An 18,611-nucleotide genomic window follows, 5' to 3' on the forward strand; every position below is an offset into this window, starting at 1 on the left:
TTATTGGGGCTTACTACCTAGATTAAATAACTGTTAATCAATTTATAATCATAAACAAAAAGCCTGGGGCGGGGCTTTCGGTGGCGCCCTCCTTCCCAATCCCTTCCCCTATGCGCAAGCCCCTCCTGTTCATTGCCCTGCTGGGCCTGCTGCTAGGCGCCCGGCCAGCGGCCGTGGCCCAGGCCACCAACAAGGACCTGGCCGGCAGCGCCACCCTTTCACCCGAGCACACCACCCTGCTGCGGGCCCTGCAAGCCGCCGGCCTAGCCGATCAGGCCAAAGCCAAGGGGCCCTACACGGTATTCGCGCCCACCAACGAGGCGTTCGATAAGCTGCCCGCCGGCACGCTCGACGACCTGCTGCTGCCGGCCAACAAGCAGCTGCTCAGCAGCATCCTCACTTACCACGTGGTACCCGGCCACTACCCAGCCGCGGCCCTCAAGGACGGGCAGCAGCTCAAAACCGTGCAGGGCGAGCTGCTGACGGTGAAAAAACAGGGCGATAGCATAATGCTCGTGGACGCCAAAGGCGGCTCGGCCACCGTGCAGCAAGCCGACATCGTGGCCACCAACGGCGTCGTGCATTCTATCGACGCGGTGCTGATGCCCAGCAAGTAGCCGCGGGGGCCCCAAAACGCAACCGGCCCGGCTGCTCGATGAGCGGCCGGGCCGGTTGCGTATTATCAGCCAGAAAATTAGGCGCTGAATATTGAGCTATTAGCCAATAGCTTACTATTTAGTCTTTTTCGAACACCTTCACTACGAACACGAAATCTTGCAGCTTCTTGATTTGCTGGGGGCGCGGGGTGCCCGCCAGGCGGTTGGTGTGGGGCAGGTGGTAGGGGGCGGCGGGCTGCTTCTTGGCCAGCGAATCGACGAGGCGCAGCAGCAGCGACGACTTGGTGGCGAAGGCGGCGCTCTGGGCGTCGCTCTGGCGGCCGCTCACCACCCCGATCAGGTTGCCGTGCTCGTCGAGCAGGGGCCCCCCGGAGTTGCCCGGGTTCACCGGAATGCTCACCTGGTAGAAGGCCGTGTCGCCGCCGAAGCCCGAGCGGGCGCTCAGGGCCCCGTCGCCGTACACCATGTCCTCGCGCGGGTAGCCCAGCGTGTACACCCGCTCGCCAAGGTCGGCCTGCCCGGCCTTGAAGGTGTAGGGCAAGCGGCCGAAGCCGTTGAAGTCGCGGTCCTTGATGCGCAGGATGGCCAGGTCGTGGGCCCGGTCCGAGTACACGGTTTCGGCGTGGTAGCGCTGCTGGTCGCGGCCCTCAATCAGCAGCGAATCAGCCCCTTGAATCACGTGGTAGCTCGTCACCAGGTAGCCGTCGGCGGTGAGGGCGAAGCCCGTGCCGCTGAACTTACCGTTGTTGACGGGGGCCCCTGGGGCCCCGCCCGCGCCGCCCACCAGCTGCTGGCGCAGGGCGCGCTGGTTGCTTTGCAGCTTGCTCAGCTCGCGGCGCAGCACCGTGTAGCCGTACATCGAAGGCTTGGTATTGGCGGCGCGCCACCATTCCAGGCCCAGCAGCGAGCCGAACACGGCCAGCACCGCCACCGAAGCGGCCACGCCCACCGTGGCCCGGTGCCCGCTCCAAAACTCGCGCAGTACCCGCTCGGTGCGCGAAATGCGCAGCAGCGGGTTCACGGTGGCGCGCAGGGGCCCCGGGGCTGGTGCATCGGCAACCGGCTGTTTCTCGGTGGCGGCGGCCAGCATTTCGGCGTGCAGGCCGCGCAGCTGCTGGCGCAGGGCCCGGCGCTGGCCCACGGCCCGGAGCGTGCCCGTCAGCTCGCTGAAATCGGCGTAGCGCAGGGCCAGGTCGGGGTCAGCGGCCAGGCGCGCCTCCAAGCCGGTGCGGGCGGGCGGGGCCAGCTCGCCCCGCTCGTAGGCTTCAAACAGGGCGTAGTAGTCGGATTCGGTTTGCATGGCGGAGGCAGCTCTTCAGTTAACAGTGAGCAGGTATCGACGAACCCCGAAAAGGTCTGCTTCTCAACGATAACTGTTCACTATTTACTGGTAACTGTTCACTGAAATTTTAGAGAGGGGCTTCCTTGTAGTGGGCAAAAAAGAGTTTTTTGAGGCGTACGAGGCACTTATATTTTTGATTCTTGGCGTTGTCGGCGTTGGTGTAGCCAAACTCCGCCGTCAGGGCCTGCATGGATTTATCGAGCAGGTAAAAGCCTTCGAGCAGCGAGCGGCACGGCTCGCCGAGGTGGTCGAGGGCCTCGCTCATGGTGGTGAAGCGGCGGTCCTGTTCCTCGGCGGCGAGCAGGTCATCTTCGGCCCCGGTGTGGTGCAGGGGCCCCAGGTCGTCGTCGTCCTGCAAGCGCACGCCGAAGCGGCTTTTGCTGGTGAGGCGCTTGAGCCAGAGGCGGCGGCACACGGCGTAGAGGTAGGTTTTGATCTGGCAGTTGAGCTCGAGCGAGCCGTCGCGCACCTTTTCATAAAACACCATCACGCCTTCCTGGTACACGTCCTGGGCATCGTCGTCCGAGCCGCTGTTTTGCAGCACGAAGTGCGACACCATGGGCCAGTGCAGCCGGTAGAGCTGCGCCAGGGCCCGCTCATCGCCGCTGCGGATGGCGGCAATCAGCGCTTCGTCGGGGGCGGGAACCAAGGGGGTCGAAGAAGAAAAAGAAGAAGAAGAGTCGCCTCTGCTCATTCGCTTTGGGGATTAATACGCGAAAGGGTAGGAAGTAACCCGCCGAAAAAAAAGTTTTGGCGGGCGGGTTACCTTTTACGGAAAGCCGGATAAAGGGCGATTTCCAGTCAAAATCTTTTCAAAAATACCCCAACATGAACAAGCTCGTTAAATTTGCTGCCCTGGGCCTCGCCCTCACCGCTGGTCTGTCGTCGTGCGAGTCGAAGACCGCCGAAACCACCACCACCACCCCGGCTACCACCGAGACCACCACGATGTCTACCACCGACACCACCGCAATGGCTCCTGCTGCTGACGGCGCGATGGCTCCCGCTGCTGGCACCACCACGGCTCCCGCTGACGGCGCTATGGCTCCTGCCGCTACCACCACCACCACCACCGAGGCTCCTAAGTAGTTGCCCGCCGGCCTTCGGGCTGGCTCGTAACCCCCCGGTTGAACAGCCCGGATTTTCCTCACGGAAAGTCCGGGCTGTTTTTTTGTGCCCGGCGCTGCCGCTAAGCCACCAGGGCCAGCAAATCGGCGGCGATGCCGGGCCAGGGCTGGTGCAGGTTGAGGGTGGCCACGCGCACGGGGTGGGGCCCCAGGGTGTAGCGCGCGTCGAGCGGAGGCGCGGCCGCGGCCGGGGCGGCGGGGTACAGCAAAATGCCCTCCAGGGCCTGGCCGGGGGCGGGGGCCTGGTTTTGCAGGTAGGCAAACAGCTGGTAGAGGTGGGGCGCGATGAGGCGCGGGCGGTCGTAGCGCGGGCGCAAGGCGGCGGCGTAGTACTTGGTATCGAGAATAATTTTGCGGGCCGGGCTCTCCAGGGTGGTATCGGTGAGCATAGTGGGCAGCAGGTCGAGGTCGGCGGGCGCGGCGGCCTGCGCCTGCCAGGCAATGGTTTCGGCAAACACCCGGTACTGCCGCTGCTCGCGCCGGTAGAAGTTGCGCACAAACTGCTCGAACAGCCGCGCCATCAGGGGCTCGTCGCGCCGGAAATCGCGCACTCGGCCCCGGCCCGGGGCCCCGGGCGCGGGCAGCGCGTGCCGCCACAGCAGCTCGCACAGGTGCAGGGCAAAGGCGGCCTCGCCCCCCCACCGCAGCCGGTGCAGGGCCCCAAACAGCGCCGCCGACGGCGCATCGGCCGCGCCGACCGGGGCCCCGGGCAGCAGCCGCCGCAAGTGCTGCACCTCGCGCCGCAGCGCCACGGGCAGGGCCGGGCGGGCAGCCAGCGCGCTCAGCGTGGCGGCCAGCAGGCGGGCCAGCGGCGCATCGGGCCCCAGCTCGGCGAAGCGGCACACGGCGCGGCCCTGCGGCAGCAGCCCCCGCGCCAGCGAGGGCCCCAGCTCGACGCGCCCACGCAACGTGCCCAGCACCTCCTCGTGCTCCTCGAAGGCCAGGGGCAAGCCCGTGCGCAGCAGCCGGCGGGTGGCTTGCAGCAGCAGCTGCGTAAGCAGCTCCAGCGGCCGGTGGAAGGGCGCGGGGCCGCCCGGGGCCCCATCGGCCGGTTCGGGCAGGCGGTTCCAGGCGTAGCACAGCAGGTAGTAGAGCGTGGCGAGCGGAACGGTGGGGGCCATGGGGGCGGTGGGAATCGGCGGGGTTACGAGAGGCTATATAAATTCAGAACCGACGCAGGCCGTCTCTTTTCAGCAAAACAAGCCCGGTGACCACCGCTTGGCCTTGCGGCCAGTTAATGCAGAGCAACCAAGTTGGGGTACGCATGGTCACCGGGCAGCACATCTAGCTGGTTTACAGCGTAATAATGCGCACCATTTTGCTTTAAAATCCTGCGTCAGCCTCCGCAGCAGGATAGTCGGCATTTATCCATGAGGCTACGTATTCTTTGGCGATACAATAGGCAATAAACGCTCCACGCAGCGCGTCAGGCCGGTACCCCATCGATATCCGGGCAGCACCGAAGACCTGGGAAATGTTTGAAGCAATTTACTATTTTTCAAATTGACAATAGCTTATTAAACAAGCATATACGACGTAGATGAGCTTATTCTACTCTGTTCGCTGCGTAATTCTCAACTGCCACGTAACCAACGGGCTAGACGAACAAGATAGACTCTGAAAGTAAACGCAAGCGGCGATTTTTGAGTAATGCGGCATAGCCTTGACAGTAGTTATTTTACCAAGGCAGATGCGCAAGTACAGTTTTTCAAAGCGGTAACAAGGCAGCAACTAACCCGCCCAAAAACCAGCCATTTTCTTTAAATACCTTGTTTTCAGCACTTATGAATAGCAGCAACAAACGCCGGCAGCCAGCCTTGGTGCCCGCTCTAGTAGCCACGGCCGTGGTAGGGGCCGCAGCCTTCGCCTATGCCCGGCGCAAAGGCCAAGCTCCACTACCCACGGTGGCGCACGTTGAACTACCGCGCTACGCCGGCAAATGGTACGAGGTGGCCCGCTTACCGGTGTATTTTGAAAAAGATTGCCAGCACGTTACGGCCGAGTATGCGCTACGGCCCGATGGCCGGGTGGAGGTGGTGAACACCTGCCGCAAATGCAGCCTGAACGGCCGGATCAAAAAAGCTACGGCCATCGCCCGCGCGGTGGATGGCACCAACGCGAGGCTCAAAGTGCAGTTTTTCTGGCCTTTTGAGGGCAACTATTGGATTCTGGACCTCGACGAAGCAGACTACCAGTATGCCCTGGTGGGTGAGCCGAGCCGCAAGAATCTTTGGCTGCTGAGCCGCCAGCCGCAGCTAGCCCCCGACGTGCAAGCGCGCCTCATTGCGCGGGCGCGGGCCTTGGGCTTCCCCGTCGAAAAGCTGTATTTCACGCCCCAGCCATCGGCCAGCTAGGCCGTATACGGGCAGCCGAAATTGCGCAATAGCAAGCGCCTCACGTACCGGCGGTTACTTCTAGAAATGTTACTGCTGTACCTCCGGAATATGTGGGCGGCACGGCCCAGGGCCCCACCTCCTACTACTCCAGCATCCCCCGCAACTTGCGGAGCTGGGCGGCGGCCGTGGCGGGCTCGTCGCGCCAGTAGTCGGCCAGCAGGGGCCCTATTTCTTGGTCGACGACGAGGCGCAGCCAGGCTTCGGGCGCGGGCAGCGGGCCGGGCGGCGGCACGAAGTAGCTGTGGCCGATGGCAAACTCGGGGCCCAGGCCGGGGTCGTCGCTTATCGTTTGGTTGAGGGCCCCCAGGCGGGCCGTGAGGCGCTCGGCCAGGGCCCCGGGCACGCCGTGAGCAGCCAGCAGCGCCCGCAGCGGGGCCCCAAACTGCGGCCGCAGCTCCACTACGGCGAAGCGGCGGCGCAGGGCGTAGTCGAGCGGGCTCAGAGAGCGGTCGGCCAGGTTGAGGGTGGCGATAACGAACAAGTTTTCGGGCACGAAGAAGCGCGGGGCCTCGGGCGGTGCGTAGGGCAGGCGCAGAGCGTGGGCAGGGCCCCGCTTGTCGGCCTCCAGCAGGCCCAGCAGCTCGCCGAAAATGCGGGCCACCTGCCCGCGGTTCAGCTCGTCGATGAGCAGCACGTAGGGCCGGGCGGGGTCGGCGGCGGCGCGCTGGCACAGCAGCGGCAGCACCCCCGGCACCAGCCGGAACTGGCCCCGGTCGTCGGGCCGGAAGCCGAGCACGAAGTCCTCATAGCCGTAGCTGGGGTGGAATTGCACCAGTTCTAGGCGGCTTTCGTCGCGGGCTTCCAGCAGCAGCCAGGCCAGGCGGCGGGCCAGGTAGGTTTTGCCCGTGCCCGGGGGCCCTTGCAGCAGCAGGTTGCGGCGGCGGGCCAGGCCGGCGAGGGCGGCATCCAGCTCATCCTCAGCCATATGCAGCTCAGCCAGCGCCTCGGCTTTAGTATAGGGCGCGGCGGGGCCGGCAGGCAGGGCGGGGGGCGCGTAGGGAGCCCCGGGCTCGGCGGCCAGGGCGGAATTGGGCGGGGCGGGGGCCCCCAGGTAGAGGTCGTCGGCCGGCTCAGTAACGTCGGCAGCGGTGCCGGGGGCCAGCACGGGGCGCTTGGTGCTGATGGTGAAGTCGAGGGCTTCGAGCAGGGCGTTGGTGGGGGTGCCGGCGGGGTGGGGCCAGCGAGCGGCGGCGTCGCCGGTGGCCAGGCGGTGGGCCCACTCGGCCACGGCGCGGGGCGGGTAGCGGCGGCTGCGGTACACCAGCTCGTACACGGTGCTGGGCGGCAGCGGGGCCCCAGCCCGGTCGATTTGCCGCAGCGCGCGCAGCACCAGCTCGCGGGTGAGCGGCGGCACAGCGGCAGAAACGGGGGGCTCGGGAGCAGCGGCGGCCATGCGGCAAAGTACGGGCACAAAAAAATCCCGCCGAAAGGGCGGGATTTTTTTGTCAATTAACCGTGAATTGCCAACTGAAAACTACGGGGCTACCGTGAAGGTGCGCGTGACCGAATTGTAAGGCCCTGGGAGCAGGGTGCCGCTGTTGTCGACTAGTTCCAGCTTGACGGTGTTTTCGCCGGCGGGCAGGCCTTCCATCTGGAAGGGGGCCCACTGGTCGATCATGAACTCGGTGCCGTTGATGGTGGCGCGCACCTTGTTGCCGCCCGAGTCGAGGGTGGTGTTCACAAGGTAAAAGTCGAGCATGATTTTCTTGGCGTCGGCGCCCGAGTACGTGTCTTTGGGCCGGCTGTAGAACATATTCGGCTTGTTGACGTCGATAATCGGCTCGGCCGGGGCGGGGCCATTGCCCACGTTGACGATGCGCAGATCGTAGGCGCCGCGGTGCTTCAGGCTCTCGTGGTACGAGCGCGAGAGGAACGAGAGCACCACGTGCTGGCCATCGGCCATGGGCTTGCTAAAGGTGGTTTCGTAGTGGGCGGTGTAGGGCATGTTGTCCACGATGTTGTGGATGTGCTGGCCCTTGGCCGAGTTGGCCATCTGGGCCATCTCGGGGCCCCCGCTCATTTTGGTGAGGATGAAATTGCTAATCTGGTAGTTGAAGCGCACCTCGCCGCTGGGCACAGTGGAGCCCGCCACCGGCGAAATGAGCCGCATCTGGGCCTCTGGGAACTTGGGCGAGTCGCTGAATGGGGTGAGGCGAATGCCGTTTTTCTCCATCGCGTCGGCCTTCATGGCGCTGTTTTGGGCAACGCTGGGCGTGGTGGTGGGCACGTTGCTGTTCGACGCCGCGGCGTCGGTCGACGAGCGGCTGGTGTCGCAGGCCGTGGCGGCAAGCAGGCCCAGGGCCAGCGGCAGGCCGGTGGGCAACCAAGAGACGAAACGGTTTTTCATGAGAATGCGATACGGTGTTTATCAGAAAAGTGCAAAAGGCGAAAGAATGGGCGCGCAATAAGCAATGGCTGCGCGAATAACGCAATACTTTGGCATTCGCAGGCGCAACCGGCCCGAAACCAACGGCCGCCACTGGGGGTTTCCTACCTTGCGGGCCGGTTTTATTCGCCCTGGCGAAGCCGGACCGCTATTTTTCCCATTCGTTTCATTCTCTGATTTTTGGCCATGCAAGACCAGCTCCTGGACCAGATTCCGTCCCTCGACCTCGCCGATTTTCGCTCCGGCGACCCGCAGCGCAAAGCCCGCTTTGTGCAGCAGCTCGGCGAAGCCTACCAAAGCATCGGCTTCGTAGCCCTGAAAAACCACGGCCTCAACGACGCCCAAACCAAGGAGTTGTACGCCAACGTACAGGCGTTTTTCCAGCTGCCCGACGCGGCCAAGCAGGCCTACGAAAAGCCGGAGCTGGCCGGCCAGCGCGGCTACATCAGCAAGGGCAAGGAGCACGCCAAGGGCCGCAACACCGGTGACCTGAAGGAGTTTTACCACGTGGGCCAGGAGGTGGAAGACGCCACCGACCCCGTGGGCCGCGAGTACCCAGCCAACATCTGGCCCACGGAAGTGCCTGGTTTTCACGACAGCACCTTCAACGCCTACCGCACGCTGGAGGCCGCCGGCCAGGACGTGCTCCGCGCCATTGCCCTATATCTGGAGCTGCCCGAAGACTACTTCGACGACAAGGTGCGCCACGGCAACTCCATCCTGCGGCCTATCCACTACTTCCCGATTGAGGACCCCGACGCGGTACCGGCCGACGCCGTGCGCGCCGCCGAGCACGGCGACATCAACCTGATTACCTTGCTGATGGGCGCCAGCGCCGACGGCCTGCAGGTGCTGCGCCGCGACGGCCAGTGGATTGCCATTACGGCCCTACCCGACCAGATTGTGGTGAACGTGGGCGACATGCTCCAGCGCCTCACCAACGGCGTGCTGCGCAGCACCATCCACCGGGTAGTGAACCCGCCGCGCGAGAAAATGAACACCTCGCGCTACAGCATTCCGTTCTTTATGCACCCGCGCTCGGAGATGAGCCTGGCCGCGCTGCCGCACCTCGTGACGGCCGACAACCCCAAGAAAGAAGCCGACATTACGGCCGGTGAATTCTTGAATGAGCGCCTGATTGAACTGGGCCTAAAGAAGAAATAATTATCTTTTTTGTCGTTTTGCAAAAGACCGCCCGGGGCCCCGGGCGGTCTTTTTTTTGCGGGGGCCCATCCGGCCGGCGGCGGGGGGCGGTTATCTTCGGCGCCCGCAATTCCCGCCCGTTCGTGCCGCTGCCGCCCCCCGTTCCCCGTCCGTTTCCGGTCCCGCTGCGGCGGGGCGGCCGCCGCCTGCGCCGGGCCCGCAATTTCGTGTTTCTGAAGGACGTGGCCGCGCTGTCCTGCACCGCTTTTGGGGGCCCCTCGGCGCACCTGGCCATGATGTTCCGGCTGCTGGTAGAGAAGCGCCGCTACCTGAGCGCCGCCGAGCTGCTGGAGCTGCAGGCCCTGTGCGCGCTGCTGCCGGGCCCCACCTCCACCCAAACCGTGACGGTGATTGGCTACCGGCTGGGGGGCCCCAACCTGGCCTACCTCACGCTGCTGGTGTGGGTGCTGCCGGCCACGCTGCTCATGACGCTGGCCGCCCTCACCCTCAGCCGCTTAAACCCCGCCCTGGTGGCGGCGCTGGTGCAGTTTGTGCAGCCCGTGGCGGTGGGCTTCGTGGCGTTTTCGGCCTACCGCATCGGCGAGAAAGTGATTCAGACCAAAACCGCCGTGGGCCTCACCGTGGCCTCGGCCATGCTGGCCTACTTCTTCCAGCTGCCGTGGGTGCTGCCGGTGCTGCTGCTGGCCGGCGGCGCCGTGACGACGGTGCGCTACCGCAAGCACGTCATCGAACCCGAGAAAAAACCGCTGCAAGTGGAGTGGGCCAATTTCTTGCTCTGGCTGGGCATATTGGTGGGCGCGGCGCTGCTGGGGCACTACACGCGCTGGCTGCCGGTGCGCCTGTTCGAGAACTTTTACCGCAACGGCTCCCTGGTGTTTGGGGGCGGGCAGGTGCTGGCCCCGCTGCTGTTTGCCGAGTTCGTCGAGTTCAAGCACTACCTCACGCCGCCCGAGTTTTTGTCGGGCCTGGGCATGGTGCAGCTCGTGCCGGGGCCCAATTTTTCCATCGCCGCCTACATTGGGGCCCTGGCCATGCGGGCGCAAGGCAGCGGCACCGGGGGCCAGGTGCTGGGGGCCCTGGTGGGCACGGCGGGCATCTTCTTACCGGGTACATTCTTGATTTTCTTTGTGTTGCGCTTTTGGGCACGGCTGCGGCAGTACCGCGTGGTGAAGGCCTCGCTAGAAGGCATCAACGCCGTGAGCGCCGGGCTGGTCTGCGCCGCTACGCTACTGCTCTACCACCCCCTCCCCGACCGCCTGCTGGCCCTGCCCGGGCACTGGCACCTGGGCTCCATCACCGCCGTGCCCCTCAACCCGCTGCTGGTGGGCACCACCTTCCTGCTGCTGCTCTGGGAGCGGGTGCCGGCCGTGGTGCTGGTGATGGTGGCGCTGGCCGCCGGGGCCCTGGCGGGGTAGGTCTTTAGTTGTCGGTTGTTAGTTGTTAGGTTTTTACGGCGATTCTAGCAACTAACAACTGACAACTAAAACCCTGGCCGGTGCCAGTGCTGGGTGCCGTCTTCGTCGAGCAGGTTGCCGGCCATGCGCTCGCCCAGCTCGTGGGTGAGCACGGTGAGGCCGGGGCTCCAGCACACTTCCAGGTCGGGCTCGCCCAGGGCCTCAAACTTGGCCCACCACAGGGCTGGCGGGTGGCAGTCGGGGCGGTAGATATTGGCCGTTTCGGCCACCACTACTGCTTTATCGGGGAACATTTGGCGCGCGGCGGCTAGCAGGGCGGGGATGTCGTTATCGAAGTAAATGTTCAGCCCTATCACATCAAGCAAATCGGCGCGGCCCTGCTGCCAGGTGTGGCAGCCGTTGGCCTCGGCCACGGCGTCGGGCCGGCCCAGCACGGTGGCAAAAGGCCGGGCCTGGTCGGCGTAGGGCACGCCGGGATCCCAGCCCCAGGGCTCGCTCATGGCCATGCGGCAGGTGGGGTCGCCGGCTTTGAGGCCCTGGGCAATGGCAATGGTGATGGCGCTGGTCTGGCGGTACACCTCCCACCAGCTGCAGCCGCCGAAAGGCCACTGGCGGCTTTGGGGCGCCGCCACCCAATCGGTCCAGATGCCCAGCTCCACGCCCACGTTGTAGCTGCGAAACGCCCCGCGGTAGCGCAGGGCAATTTGCTGGGCCAAGTCGTGCATCGCGGCCGCGGCCCGGCCGTCCCAAAACATGGCTTCGTCGAGCCACTCCGGCAGGCCGTAGTGGTTGAGCACCAGCTCGACTTGCCCCTGGCCCACGGCCTGCAGCCGATCGAGCCAGCGGTAGTCGGGGGCCCTATTTTCTTCGTCCCACAGCACTGTGTCGCGGAAGCGCGTCAGGCCCATTTGGCGGGCGCGGGCGTAGTGCATCTCCAGGTGCTCGACGTGGCCCGTGGCCCGGGTGTTGGAGAAGTGCAGCGGCTGGCCATCGTCGCCCCGCCCGCGCACCACGCTCCCGTCGAAGCACATACCGTAAATCATGGCATTAGGAATTGGGAAGGATGTGTGCGAAACGGGCAGCTACCGGCAAGGCCGGGGGCCCTAAGCCGGGCCCGCCGGGGCCCCCAGGTAGCGCACCCGCGCCTCCTCCAGGGCCGCCACGATGGCGGCGCGCCGGGCCAGCAACCCCGCCCCCACCGCCGGCGCTTGCCGGAACAGCCGCAGCGCCCGCAGCCGCCGCAGCCGGGCCGCCAGCTCCACGCCGTAGCCCAGGGCGTAGAAGCCGCTGATGGGCAGGCTGATAACGTACAGCGCCGTGAGCCACCAGCGGTGGGTGAGCCAGTGCTGCACGGCGGCGGCTTGCAAGCCATAGAACAGCGGGAATGCCACCAGCCCCACCCCCATCATCACCGCCGCCCGAAACTCGGGCTCAGTGGGCGTCACGCGGCTGGCCACGAGCGACGGCAGCCGGTAGGGCAAGTAGTTGTTCAACACCCCGTAGAGCCACACGGGCAGGCCCAGGGCCAGGTTCACGAGGCCCGCCAGGCGGCCGCGGCGCTGCTCGTCGAGGGCCGCGTCGTCGAGGCCGTGTTGGCGCAAGGCCCCCAGGTAATCAGCGAGTTGGGTGCGCACGGCGGCCAGGCGGGCGGGGTCGTGCTGCTCGAAGTAGGCCACGGCTTGCAGCAGCGTGCGCCCGAGCTGGAAGTTGTCGTAGAGCGTGTCGGGGTCGTCGTCGGGGTTGAGGTGGTCGCCGAAGGTGCGCTCGATTTGTTGGCCCAGGGCATCGCCGGCCGCGTCGCGGCTGATGACGAGGCGCCGCTCCAGCGCCTTGGTGATAGCGGCGGTGAGGGCATCGGCGGCGGCGTCGGGGCTGGCCGCGTAGGCCGCGGCGTAGTCGGCCACCCGGATGGGCGGGGCCACGTTCAGCAGCACGTCGGAGCGGAAGCGCGTAGGGTCAAAGTAATTGATGCCCACCGGCAGCACGTGCAAGCCCAACTTAAAGTTGTGGCGGGCCTCGGCCCCCAGCGCAATGCGGGCGGCGCCGCTCTTGAGCGGGCGCAGTTTGCGCTCGTTGAGGCTGATGCCCTCAGGGAAAATCATGATGGCCCGGCCCTGGCCCAGGTAGTCGTAGCACTTGCCAAAAGCGGCCTCGTTTTGGGCGTGCAGCTCGGCCGCGTTCAGGGCCCGGCCACTGGCGGCGGCGGCGGCCTCGGCGTCTTGCCGGCGGTAGATGGGCAGGCAGTTCACCGACTCGAAGATGGCCTTCGACACCGGGTTTTTGAAGAATGTGCTTTTGGCCAAGAACGCCGCCGGCCGGGGCATATTGGCGGCCACCAGCAGCGGGTCCATCAGGGTATTGGGGTGGTTCACGGCCAGCAGCAAGGGTCCCGGCAGTGCCAGGCGCTTGCGGTGGCGCACCTCGGCGCGCCGAAAAAACACGCGCAGCGACGCCTGCACGATGGGTTTCATAATATGGTAGGCCAGCATAGGCGGCAAAATACGGTGCCGCTCATCAATACGCGGGGCCCGGCCCAGTGGGGGCCCCACGGCACCCGCTGGCCGGCTCCCCTAGAGGGTACCCCGCCCGGTTTTTCGCCAGCTTATGGCCACCAAAACGAGGGCGGGCCGTGGGCGGCCGGCCCGGGGCCCCGGGCCCGGTATGGCCCGGCGGTAGTTACTTGCCAGTCCAAATTCCCTGGCTAGTTTTCCTTTCGTTATGCGCGCTGCTCTGCTTGTTGCTGGTTTGCTATTGGCTGGGGCCCCGCTGCGGGCGCAAACGCCCGGGGGCCCACCGCCCGCTACTGCGCCCGCCGCGGCGGCTACCACGCCCGCTGCGCCCGCCGCCGCGGGGCCCTACGCCGCCCTCAAGAGCGAAGTGGCTACCGCGGTGGCGGCCCACGCGCCCCAGGCCCCGGCCCTCACCGAGCGGCTGTACCGGCTTGCCCCAAACGACGAGCGGGTGTACACCGACCTGATGAGCATTTACGAGGCCGAAAGCGCCGCGCCGGCCCTGCTGGCGTTCTTCAACGGCCGGCTGCCCACGGCTCCGCCCACGCCCAAGGCCCAGGGCTACCTGCACCTATATGCTGGCATCCTCTCCATGCAGCTCGGCCAGCTGGTAGATGCCCGGCCGCACTTCGTGCAAGCCAAAAATCAGCTCCGCAAAGTTCTGAAGCCCACCGACCCGGCCTTCCGCATCATTCAGCAGGGCCTGGGCGAAGGCACGCCGCGCCACTAGGGCCCCGGCAGGCTACGCGGCGGCCAGCACTTCGGGGTCGTTGTGGGCGGGCGAGTTCACGCGCTTCGTGATTTCGTACTCGCGCATGGCGGCTGCGTCGTAGGGCACCAGCAGTTGCTGGTGGGCGGCGGGCCCGAGGCCATCGTCGAGCCAGGCACGCTCGGCCGCGGGGCCCGGCAGGATGACCGGCATGCGGTTGTGCAGGGTGGCCATCAGGGCGTTGGGCTCCGTCGTGACGATGGTGAAGGTGGGGCGCAGCTCGCCGGTGGCGCGGTCAAGCCACTCGTCCCACAGCCCGGCGAAGGCAAACGGCGCCTCATCGCGCAGCAGAATGCGGTGCGGCACCTTGCCCGCGGGCAGCGCCTGCCACTCAAAAAAGCTATCGGCCAGCACCAGGCAGCGCCGCCGCGCCAGCAACTGCCGGAAGCTGGGCTTCTCGGCCAGCGTTTCGGCGCGGGCGTTGATGGGCTTGGGGCCTGCGGCGGGGTCGCGGCTCCAGCTGGGCACCAAGCCCCAGGCCACCAGTTGGATGCGGCCAGGCGCGGCGTTCGTGATGATGGGCAGGCGCTGCGAGGGCGCGGCGTTGTAGGTGGTCGGCGCGGGCGCGTCGAAAGCGGCATCGAAGCGCTTTTCAGCCGATGGCGCGGGGGTGATGAAGGTATAGCGGCCGCACATAATTATTCGAAGCTGGTGGTCCCCGTACAACGCATTTTAGGGCCCCAGGGTGCGGTTTGCGTGGGCATTTCGTCCAAATTGCTGGGTTTTCGGCCAAAGAAAAAAGCTGCCCCGGCGGAGCAGCTTTTTTCTCTGTAAGTCGGTAAAGCTGGTTTTTACGGTTCTTGTGGGGCCCTAAGAACCAGCACTGGCCGGCAGCTTAGGCTTTGTACAGTTTCTCGTAGTACTCCTTGGCCATGCGGGTGCTTTCAAACTCGGGCTCCACGTCGTTCATGGCGGTTTTCACCACTTTCAGGAAGTTTTTGGGCTGGTCGTAGTAGAGCGGCAGCACGTGGTTTTCGAGCACGTCGAGCAAAGCGGTGGCTTCGGCGTCGTCCTTCACGTCCTCGGCCTGGTCCACCGCTACGTGGGGCACAACGAAGCCGTTCTCGCCGTCGCGGATGAACTCCGGAATCCAGCCGTCGGCGATGCTCAGGTTCACCGAAGCATTCATGGCGGCGGTCATGCCGCTGGTGCCGCTGGCCTCGCGCGGGTAGCGGGGCGTGTTCAGCCACACGTCGGAGCCCTTCTTCAACTCAGCCGACAATTCCAGTTCGTAGCCTACGAGCACAGCGCAGTTGGGCAGGTTTTTGGTGCGCGCAATCAGGCTGTTAAACACGCCGATGGCGCCGTGGTCGAGCGGGTACGGCTTGCCGGCCCAAATCATCTGGATGGGATGCTTGGCGTTGGTAGCCAAGGCCACGAAGCGCTCGAAGTGGCGCAGGATCAAGTCGGCGCGCTTGTAGGCGGCGAAGCGGCGGGCCCACACGATGGTCAGCACCTCGGGGTCGAAGATGTTGCCCGTTTGGTCGGCCACCACCTTGAAGAGCGCCTTTTTCAGCTCGCGTTTGCGGGCCAGCAACGCCGCGTCGTCCTTGCTTTTTAGGGCCCCGGCCAGCTGCGGATCGCGCCAGTAGGTGCCGTTCTGGCTGTTGGTGATGGGGATGATGGGGCAGATGCCTTCGTAGTGGCCCCACATTTCGTTGGCCACCTCGCCGTGCACCTTGCTCACGCCGTTGGCGCGGCGCGCGAAGCGCAGGGCCGTGAGGGTGTAGTTGAGCGTGGTGCCGTCGAGGCGGGCCACCCGGCGGATTTCTTCTTCCGGCACGGGCCCGAAGAAGGTCATGTCGGTGAGCAGCTTCATGGGGCGCTCCTCGTTGCCGGCCAGCTCGGGCGTGTGCGTCGTGAAGACGAGGCGCTTCTGCACCTCCTCCAATTTGCGGCCGTGCTTTTCGTAGAGGTAAAACGCCAGCGGCAGACCGTGGCCCTCGTTGAGGTGGTACACGTCGGTTTGGCGGTTCAGCTCGTCGAGCAGCTTGCCGCCGCCCACGCCCAGCAGAATGGCCTGGGCCACGCGGGCCGCCGCATCCGGGTCGTAGAGGTGGTGCGAGATGGTACGCGAGATGTAATCGTTCTCCGGGATGTCGGTGGTCAGGAAGAACATCGGCGCCGTGCCGAACACTTCCGGAGCCAGGTACAGGGCCCGCACGTACACATCGGCGCCGTGAATGGTGATGGGAAACAGCAGCCCCGTGTCTTGCAGGTACGAGTAGCTCTTCTGCGTGTAGTCCACGCGCAGGGTTTGGTCGGGGTTGCGGCCCTGGTCGTAGTAGCCGTAGCTCCACAAAATGCCGATGCCCACCAGGTTCTGCTTCAACTCGTAGGCCGAGCGCATGTGCGAGCCAGCCAGGAAGCCCAGGCCGCCGGAATAAATTTTCAGCGCTTGGTCGAGCGCAAACTCCATCGAGAAGTACGCCGCCGCCTGCTTGTACTTGGCCGCGGGCGCGTAGGGTTTAAACGTGAAAGCCATGAAAGAAGGGCTAAGTGAAGAAGAGGAACGAAGGTAACCGCGGGCCGGGGCCCCACGCGGCCGCAAGGTGCGCACGGCCACGCAAAAAAGAAGCGGCAACCGAACAGAAAGCCGGTTGCCGCTCCATTTATCGCTGCGCGATGGATACTACTATATAAGGAGTGGTTTGCACTGACTGAGGTTAACGCAGCGCTACTTCGCGCACTTGCCCGCCAATGCCCCACACGAGGAGCCAGCGGCGCACGGCCTCGGCCTGGGGCCGCTCGCCGAAAGTGCCCACGAGCACGCGGCTGCGCTGGCGGCCGTCGAGCAGGTCGCTGGCTAACTCTACGTGCACGTTGGGGTCGAGGGCCTGGATTTTGGCCAGCACCATTTGCGCATCGGTCGGCGATTCAAACGCGCCCACCTGTACTTCAAACGTAGCCGCCTGCGGGGCGGCCATGGCGGCGGGCGCAGCGGCCAGCAGGCCGGCGGCGGGCGCCGCCGTGGTGGTGGGCGCTACCACCGGGGCGGGGGCAGCGGCGGGGTCCACGGTGTAGGTCGTGAACGGGGCGTGGGGGTGCGGGTCGCCCAGGCACAGGGCCAGCAGGTTGTCGGGGGCGGCGGTGGGGCCCAGGGGGGTTTCGGGGGCCACTACTTCGGCCACGATGGTGGTGGCGCCCAGCTCCTGGAGGTTCAGCTCGCGGCTCGCCTTCTCGCTCAGGTCGATGATGCGCTGCTTGCGGAAGGGGCCCCGGTCGTTTACGCGCACCACCACCGAGTGGCCGGTGAGCACGCTGGTCACCCGCAGGCGAGTGTTAAAGGGCAGGGTTTTGTGGGCGCAGGTGTACTCGAAACGGTCGTAGCGCTCGCCGTTGCCGGTTTCCATGCCCTGGAAATATTTGCCGTACCAGGAGGCCCGGCCGCGCAGCACCATATTGGCGCTGGTTTCGCGGGGCTCCTGCACGTGCTTGCACATGTGGGTGTGGGCGGCGCGCCGCACCCGGGCCGACCGCTTGGTGCGGGCCGAACTGGGCAGGCCCACCAGTAACGATAAGAGTAAAACGAAAGCGGAAGCAGAAGTAGAAATACGAGGTAATTGCATCGATTGCATAAGGTGGTGAATGAGTCAAAATTACCCGCACCACCCAGGGCCTGCTAAGAATTGCAACGCCGCTGCCAAACGGACTAGTCGTAAAATTGTTCTTTTCTTATAAAACTTGCACAAAATTCATCCGTTTACTAAAAAGTAAAACCCGCGTAAGGGCACGGGAAGCCGGCTTTTGAAAAATCCCGTCCACTGGGGGCCCTATATCACGAAATAAGATTATGCGGCGGGTGCAAAATTTTGGCGTCGGCGGCGGCGATTCGTCATTTGCCGGGTTGCGCAGGTCAGCTTTTTTTCGTAATGCCTGAAGTGCCACTTTAAGGCCGCTCCGCCCGGCGCGGGGCCCCGCACCGGGGCCCCCGCCCCTACCTTTGCCCCATGGATTTTGGCCGCCTGCCCGACCTGCGCTACGTCAACTTTGGCCTGCCCCCCGACCACCCCGCCACGGCCCCGCTGCTGGCCCGCGCCCGCCCGGCGCAACCCCAGCCGCCGGCCCTGTACGTGGGCTGCCCCATCTGGACGAACAAGGACTGGCTGGGCTCGTACTTCCCACTCGGCATCAAGGAGCCCGAGTACCTGCACTACTACGCCCGGCAGTTCAACAGCCTCGAGCTAAACACCACCCACTACCGCATTCCCGACGCGCCCACCGTGCGGCGCTGGCGGGCGGCGGTGGGCCCCGGCTTCAAGTTTTGCCCCAAGCTGCCGCGCAGCATCAGCCACGAGCGCGAGCTGTTCCAAACCGACGACCTGGTGGTGCCCTTTTCGCGGGCCATCGAGGAGCTGGGCGAGGCCCTGGGCTGGGCCTTTTTGCAGCTGCCGCCGCACCTGGGCCCCGAGCACCTGCCGCGGCTCGAGCGCTTTTTGCTCGACTGGCCCGCCGCCGTGCCGCTGGCCGTGGAGCTGCGCCACCCCCGCTGGTTTGCCGACCGCGGCCTGGCCGACGCTGTGTTCGCCACGCTGGAAGCCCTGAACAAGACGCTGGTTATCACGGACGTGGCCGGGCGGCGCGACGTGCTGCCCATGCGCCTGACCACGCCCACGGCCTTCGTGCGCTTCAACGGCCACGGCTTGCACAGCACCGACTACCAGCGCGCCGACGCCTGGGCCGAGCGCCTGGCCGCCTGGTACGCCCAGGGCCTGCACTCGGCCTATTTCTTCATCCACCAGCGCGACGTGCGCCACGCCCCCGTCTGGACGCAGCACTTCCTGGCCCGCATGAAGGAGCTGACCGGCATTGCGGTGGCCCCGCCGGCCATCATCCCGCAGGCGGTGCAGGGCAGCTTGTTTTAAAAAGAAAACAGCGGAAAGTC

The 18,611-nt window shown here is 65.6% G+C and carries 17 protein-coding genes; 7 read left to right on the forward strand and 10 right to left on the reverse strand.

The features are described from left to right. The first annotated feature begins 110 nt into the window (after window positions 1–110). On the forward strand, window positions 111–617 hold the full coding sequence (locus EAH73_RS17780; protein ID WP_140468781.1) for a fasciclin domain-containing protein: 507 nt from the start codon (window positions 111–113) through the stop codon (window positions 615–617). 118 nt (window positions 618–735) lie between these two features. On the opposite strand, the gene EAH73_RS17785 is transcribed toward EAH73_RS17780, so the two are convergent. Next, window positions 736–1,917 (reverse strand): S1C family serine protease, encoded by a 1,182-nt coding sequence (locus EAH73_RS17785; RefSeq protein ID WP_140468782.1) that lies wholly within the window; start codon window positions 1,915–1,917, stop codon window positions 736–738. 109 nt (window positions 1,918–2,026) lie between these two features. Then, window positions 2,027–2,608 (reverse strand): RNA polymerase sigma factor, encoded by a 582-nt coding sequence (locus EAH73_RS17790; protein WP_240047319.1) that lies wholly within the window; start codon window positions 2,606–2,608, stop codon window positions 2,027–2,029. Between the two features lie 179 nt (window positions 2,609–2,787). Here EAH73_RS17790 and EAH73_RS17795 point away from each other — a divergent pair, with 179 nt between their 5' ends. After that, on the forward strand, window positions 2,788–3,048 hold the full coding sequence (locus tag EAH73_RS17795; RefSeq protein WP_140468784.1) for a hypothetical protein: 261 nt from the start codon (window positions 2,788–2,790) through the stop codon (window positions 3,046–3,048). A 100-nt stretch (window positions 3,049–3,148) separates the two neighbouring features. Here the strand turns inward: EAH73_RS17795 and EAH73_RS17800 are convergent, their stop codons facing one another. Continuing rightward, on the reverse strand, window positions 3,149–4,207 hold the full coding sequence (locus tag EAH73_RS17800; RefSeq protein ID WP_140468785.1) for a 5-methylcytosine restriction system specificity protein McrC: 1,059 nt from the start codon (window positions 4,205–4,207) through the stop codon (window positions 3,149–3,151). Window positions 4,208–4,870: 663 nt separating this feature from the next. Between EAH73_RS17800 and EAH73_RS17805 the strand changes: the two genes are divergently transcribed. Beyond that, window positions 4,871–5,440, forward strand: a complete 570-nt coding sequence (locus tag EAH73_RS17805) for a lipocalin family protein (RefSeq protein WP_140468786.1) — start codon at window positions 4,871–4,873, stop codon at window positions 5,438–5,440. 124 nt (window positions 5,441–5,564) lie between these two features. Here EAH73_RS17805 and EAH73_RS17810 read toward each other — a convergent pair whose 3' ends face one another. Continuing rightward, window positions 5,565–6,875, reverse strand: coding sequence for an McrB family protein (locus EAH73_RS17810; protein WP_140468787.1), 1,311 nt, complete (start codon window positions 6,873–6,875; stop codon window positions 5,565–5,567). Between the two features lie 81 nt (window positions 6,876–6,956). Further along, on the reverse strand, window positions 6,957–7,829 hold the full coding sequence (locus EAH73_RS17815) for a hypothetical protein (RefSeq protein WP_240047320.1): 873 nt from the start codon (window positions 7,827–7,829) through the stop codon (window positions 6,957–6,959). A gap of 225 nt (window positions 7,830–8,054) precedes the next feature. On the opposite strand from EAH73_RS17815, the gene EAH73_RS17820 reads away from it, so the two are divergent. Further along, complete coding sequence (locus EAH73_RS17820) at window positions 8,055–9,032, forward strand: isopenicillin N synthase family dioxygenase (RefSeq protein ID WP_140468788.1); 978 nt, start codon at window positions 8,055–8,057, stop codon at window positions 9,030–9,032. Between the two features lie 122 nt (window positions 9,033–9,154). Continuing rightward, complete coding sequence (gene chrA / locus EAH73_RS17825; protein ID WP_410503787.1) at window positions 9,155–10,447, forward strand: chromate efflux transporter; 1,293 nt, start codon at window positions 9,155–9,157, stop codon at window positions 10,445–10,447. 65 nt (window positions 10,448–10,512) lie between these two features. Here the strand turns inward: chrA and EAH73_RS17830 are convergent, their stop codons facing one another. Beyond that, the gene (locus EAH73_RS17830; protein WP_140468789.1) at window positions 10,513–11,490 is read right to left on the reverse strand and encodes a hypothetical protein; all 978 of its coding nucleotides are present in this window, start codon (window positions 11,488–11,490) and stop codon (window positions 10,513–10,515) included. Window positions 11,491–11,550: 60 nt separating this feature from the next. After that, on the reverse strand, window positions 11,551–12,936 hold the full coding sequence (locus EAH73_RS17835) for a 1-acyl-sn-glycerol-3-phosphate acyltransferase (RefSeq protein ID WP_140468790.1): 1,386 nt from the start codon (window positions 12,934–12,936) through the stop codon (window positions 11,551–11,553). A gap of 229 nt (window positions 12,937–13,165) precedes the next feature. Between EAH73_RS17835 and EAH73_RS17840 the strand changes: the two genes are divergently transcribed. Beyond that, window positions 13,166–13,687 carry a hypothetical protein gene (locus tag EAH73_RS17840; RefSeq protein WP_140468791.1) on the forward strand — a complete coding sequence of 174 codons (522 nt, stop codon included), beginning with the start codon at window positions 13,166–13,168 and terminating at the stop codon, window positions 13,685–13,687. A 12-nt stretch (window positions 13,688–13,699) separates the two neighbouring features. On the opposite strand, the gene EAH73_RS17845 is transcribed toward EAH73_RS17840, so the two are convergent. The 3 genes from EAH73_RS17845 to EAH73_RS17855 form a co-directional block, all read right to left on the reverse strand. Further along, window positions 13,700–14,362: an SOS response-associated peptidase gene (locus tag EAH73_RS17845; protein ID WP_140468792.1), complete on the reverse strand. Its 663-nt coding sequence runs from the start codon at window positions 14,360–14,362 to the stop codon at window positions 13,700–13,702. 199 nt (window positions 14,363–14,561) lie between these two features. Continuing rightward, window positions 14,562–16,211, reverse strand: a complete 1,650-nt coding sequence (gene glgP, locus EAH73_RS17850) for an alpha-glucan family phosphorylase (RefSeq protein WP_140468793.1) — start codon at window positions 16,209–16,211, stop codon at window positions 14,562–14,564. A gap of 181 nt (window positions 16,212–16,392) precedes the next feature. Continuing rightward, a complete protein-coding gene (locus EAH73_RS17855) occupies window positions 16,393–17,235 on the reverse strand; it encodes a septal ring lytic transglycosylase RlpA family protein (protein WP_161599594.1) in 843 nt (280 codons plus the stop codon). 441 nt (window positions 17,236–17,676) lie between these two features. Between EAH73_RS17855 and EAH73_RS17860 the strand changes: the two genes are divergently transcribed. After that, window positions 17,677–18,591: a DUF72 domain-containing protein gene (locus tag EAH73_RS17860; protein ID WP_140468795.1), complete on the forward strand. Its 915-nt coding sequence runs from the start codon at window positions 17,677–17,679 to the stop codon at window positions 18,589–18,591. The last annotated feature ends 20 nt before the right edge of the window (window positions 18,592–18,611 follow it).

The sequence above is a fragment of the Hymenobacter nivis genome, from assembly GCF_006439025.1.
In the GTDB taxonomy this organism is placed as follows: domain Bacteria; phylum Bacteroidota; class Bacteroidia; order Cytophagales; family Hymenobacteraceae; genus Hymenobacter; species Hymenobacter nivis_A.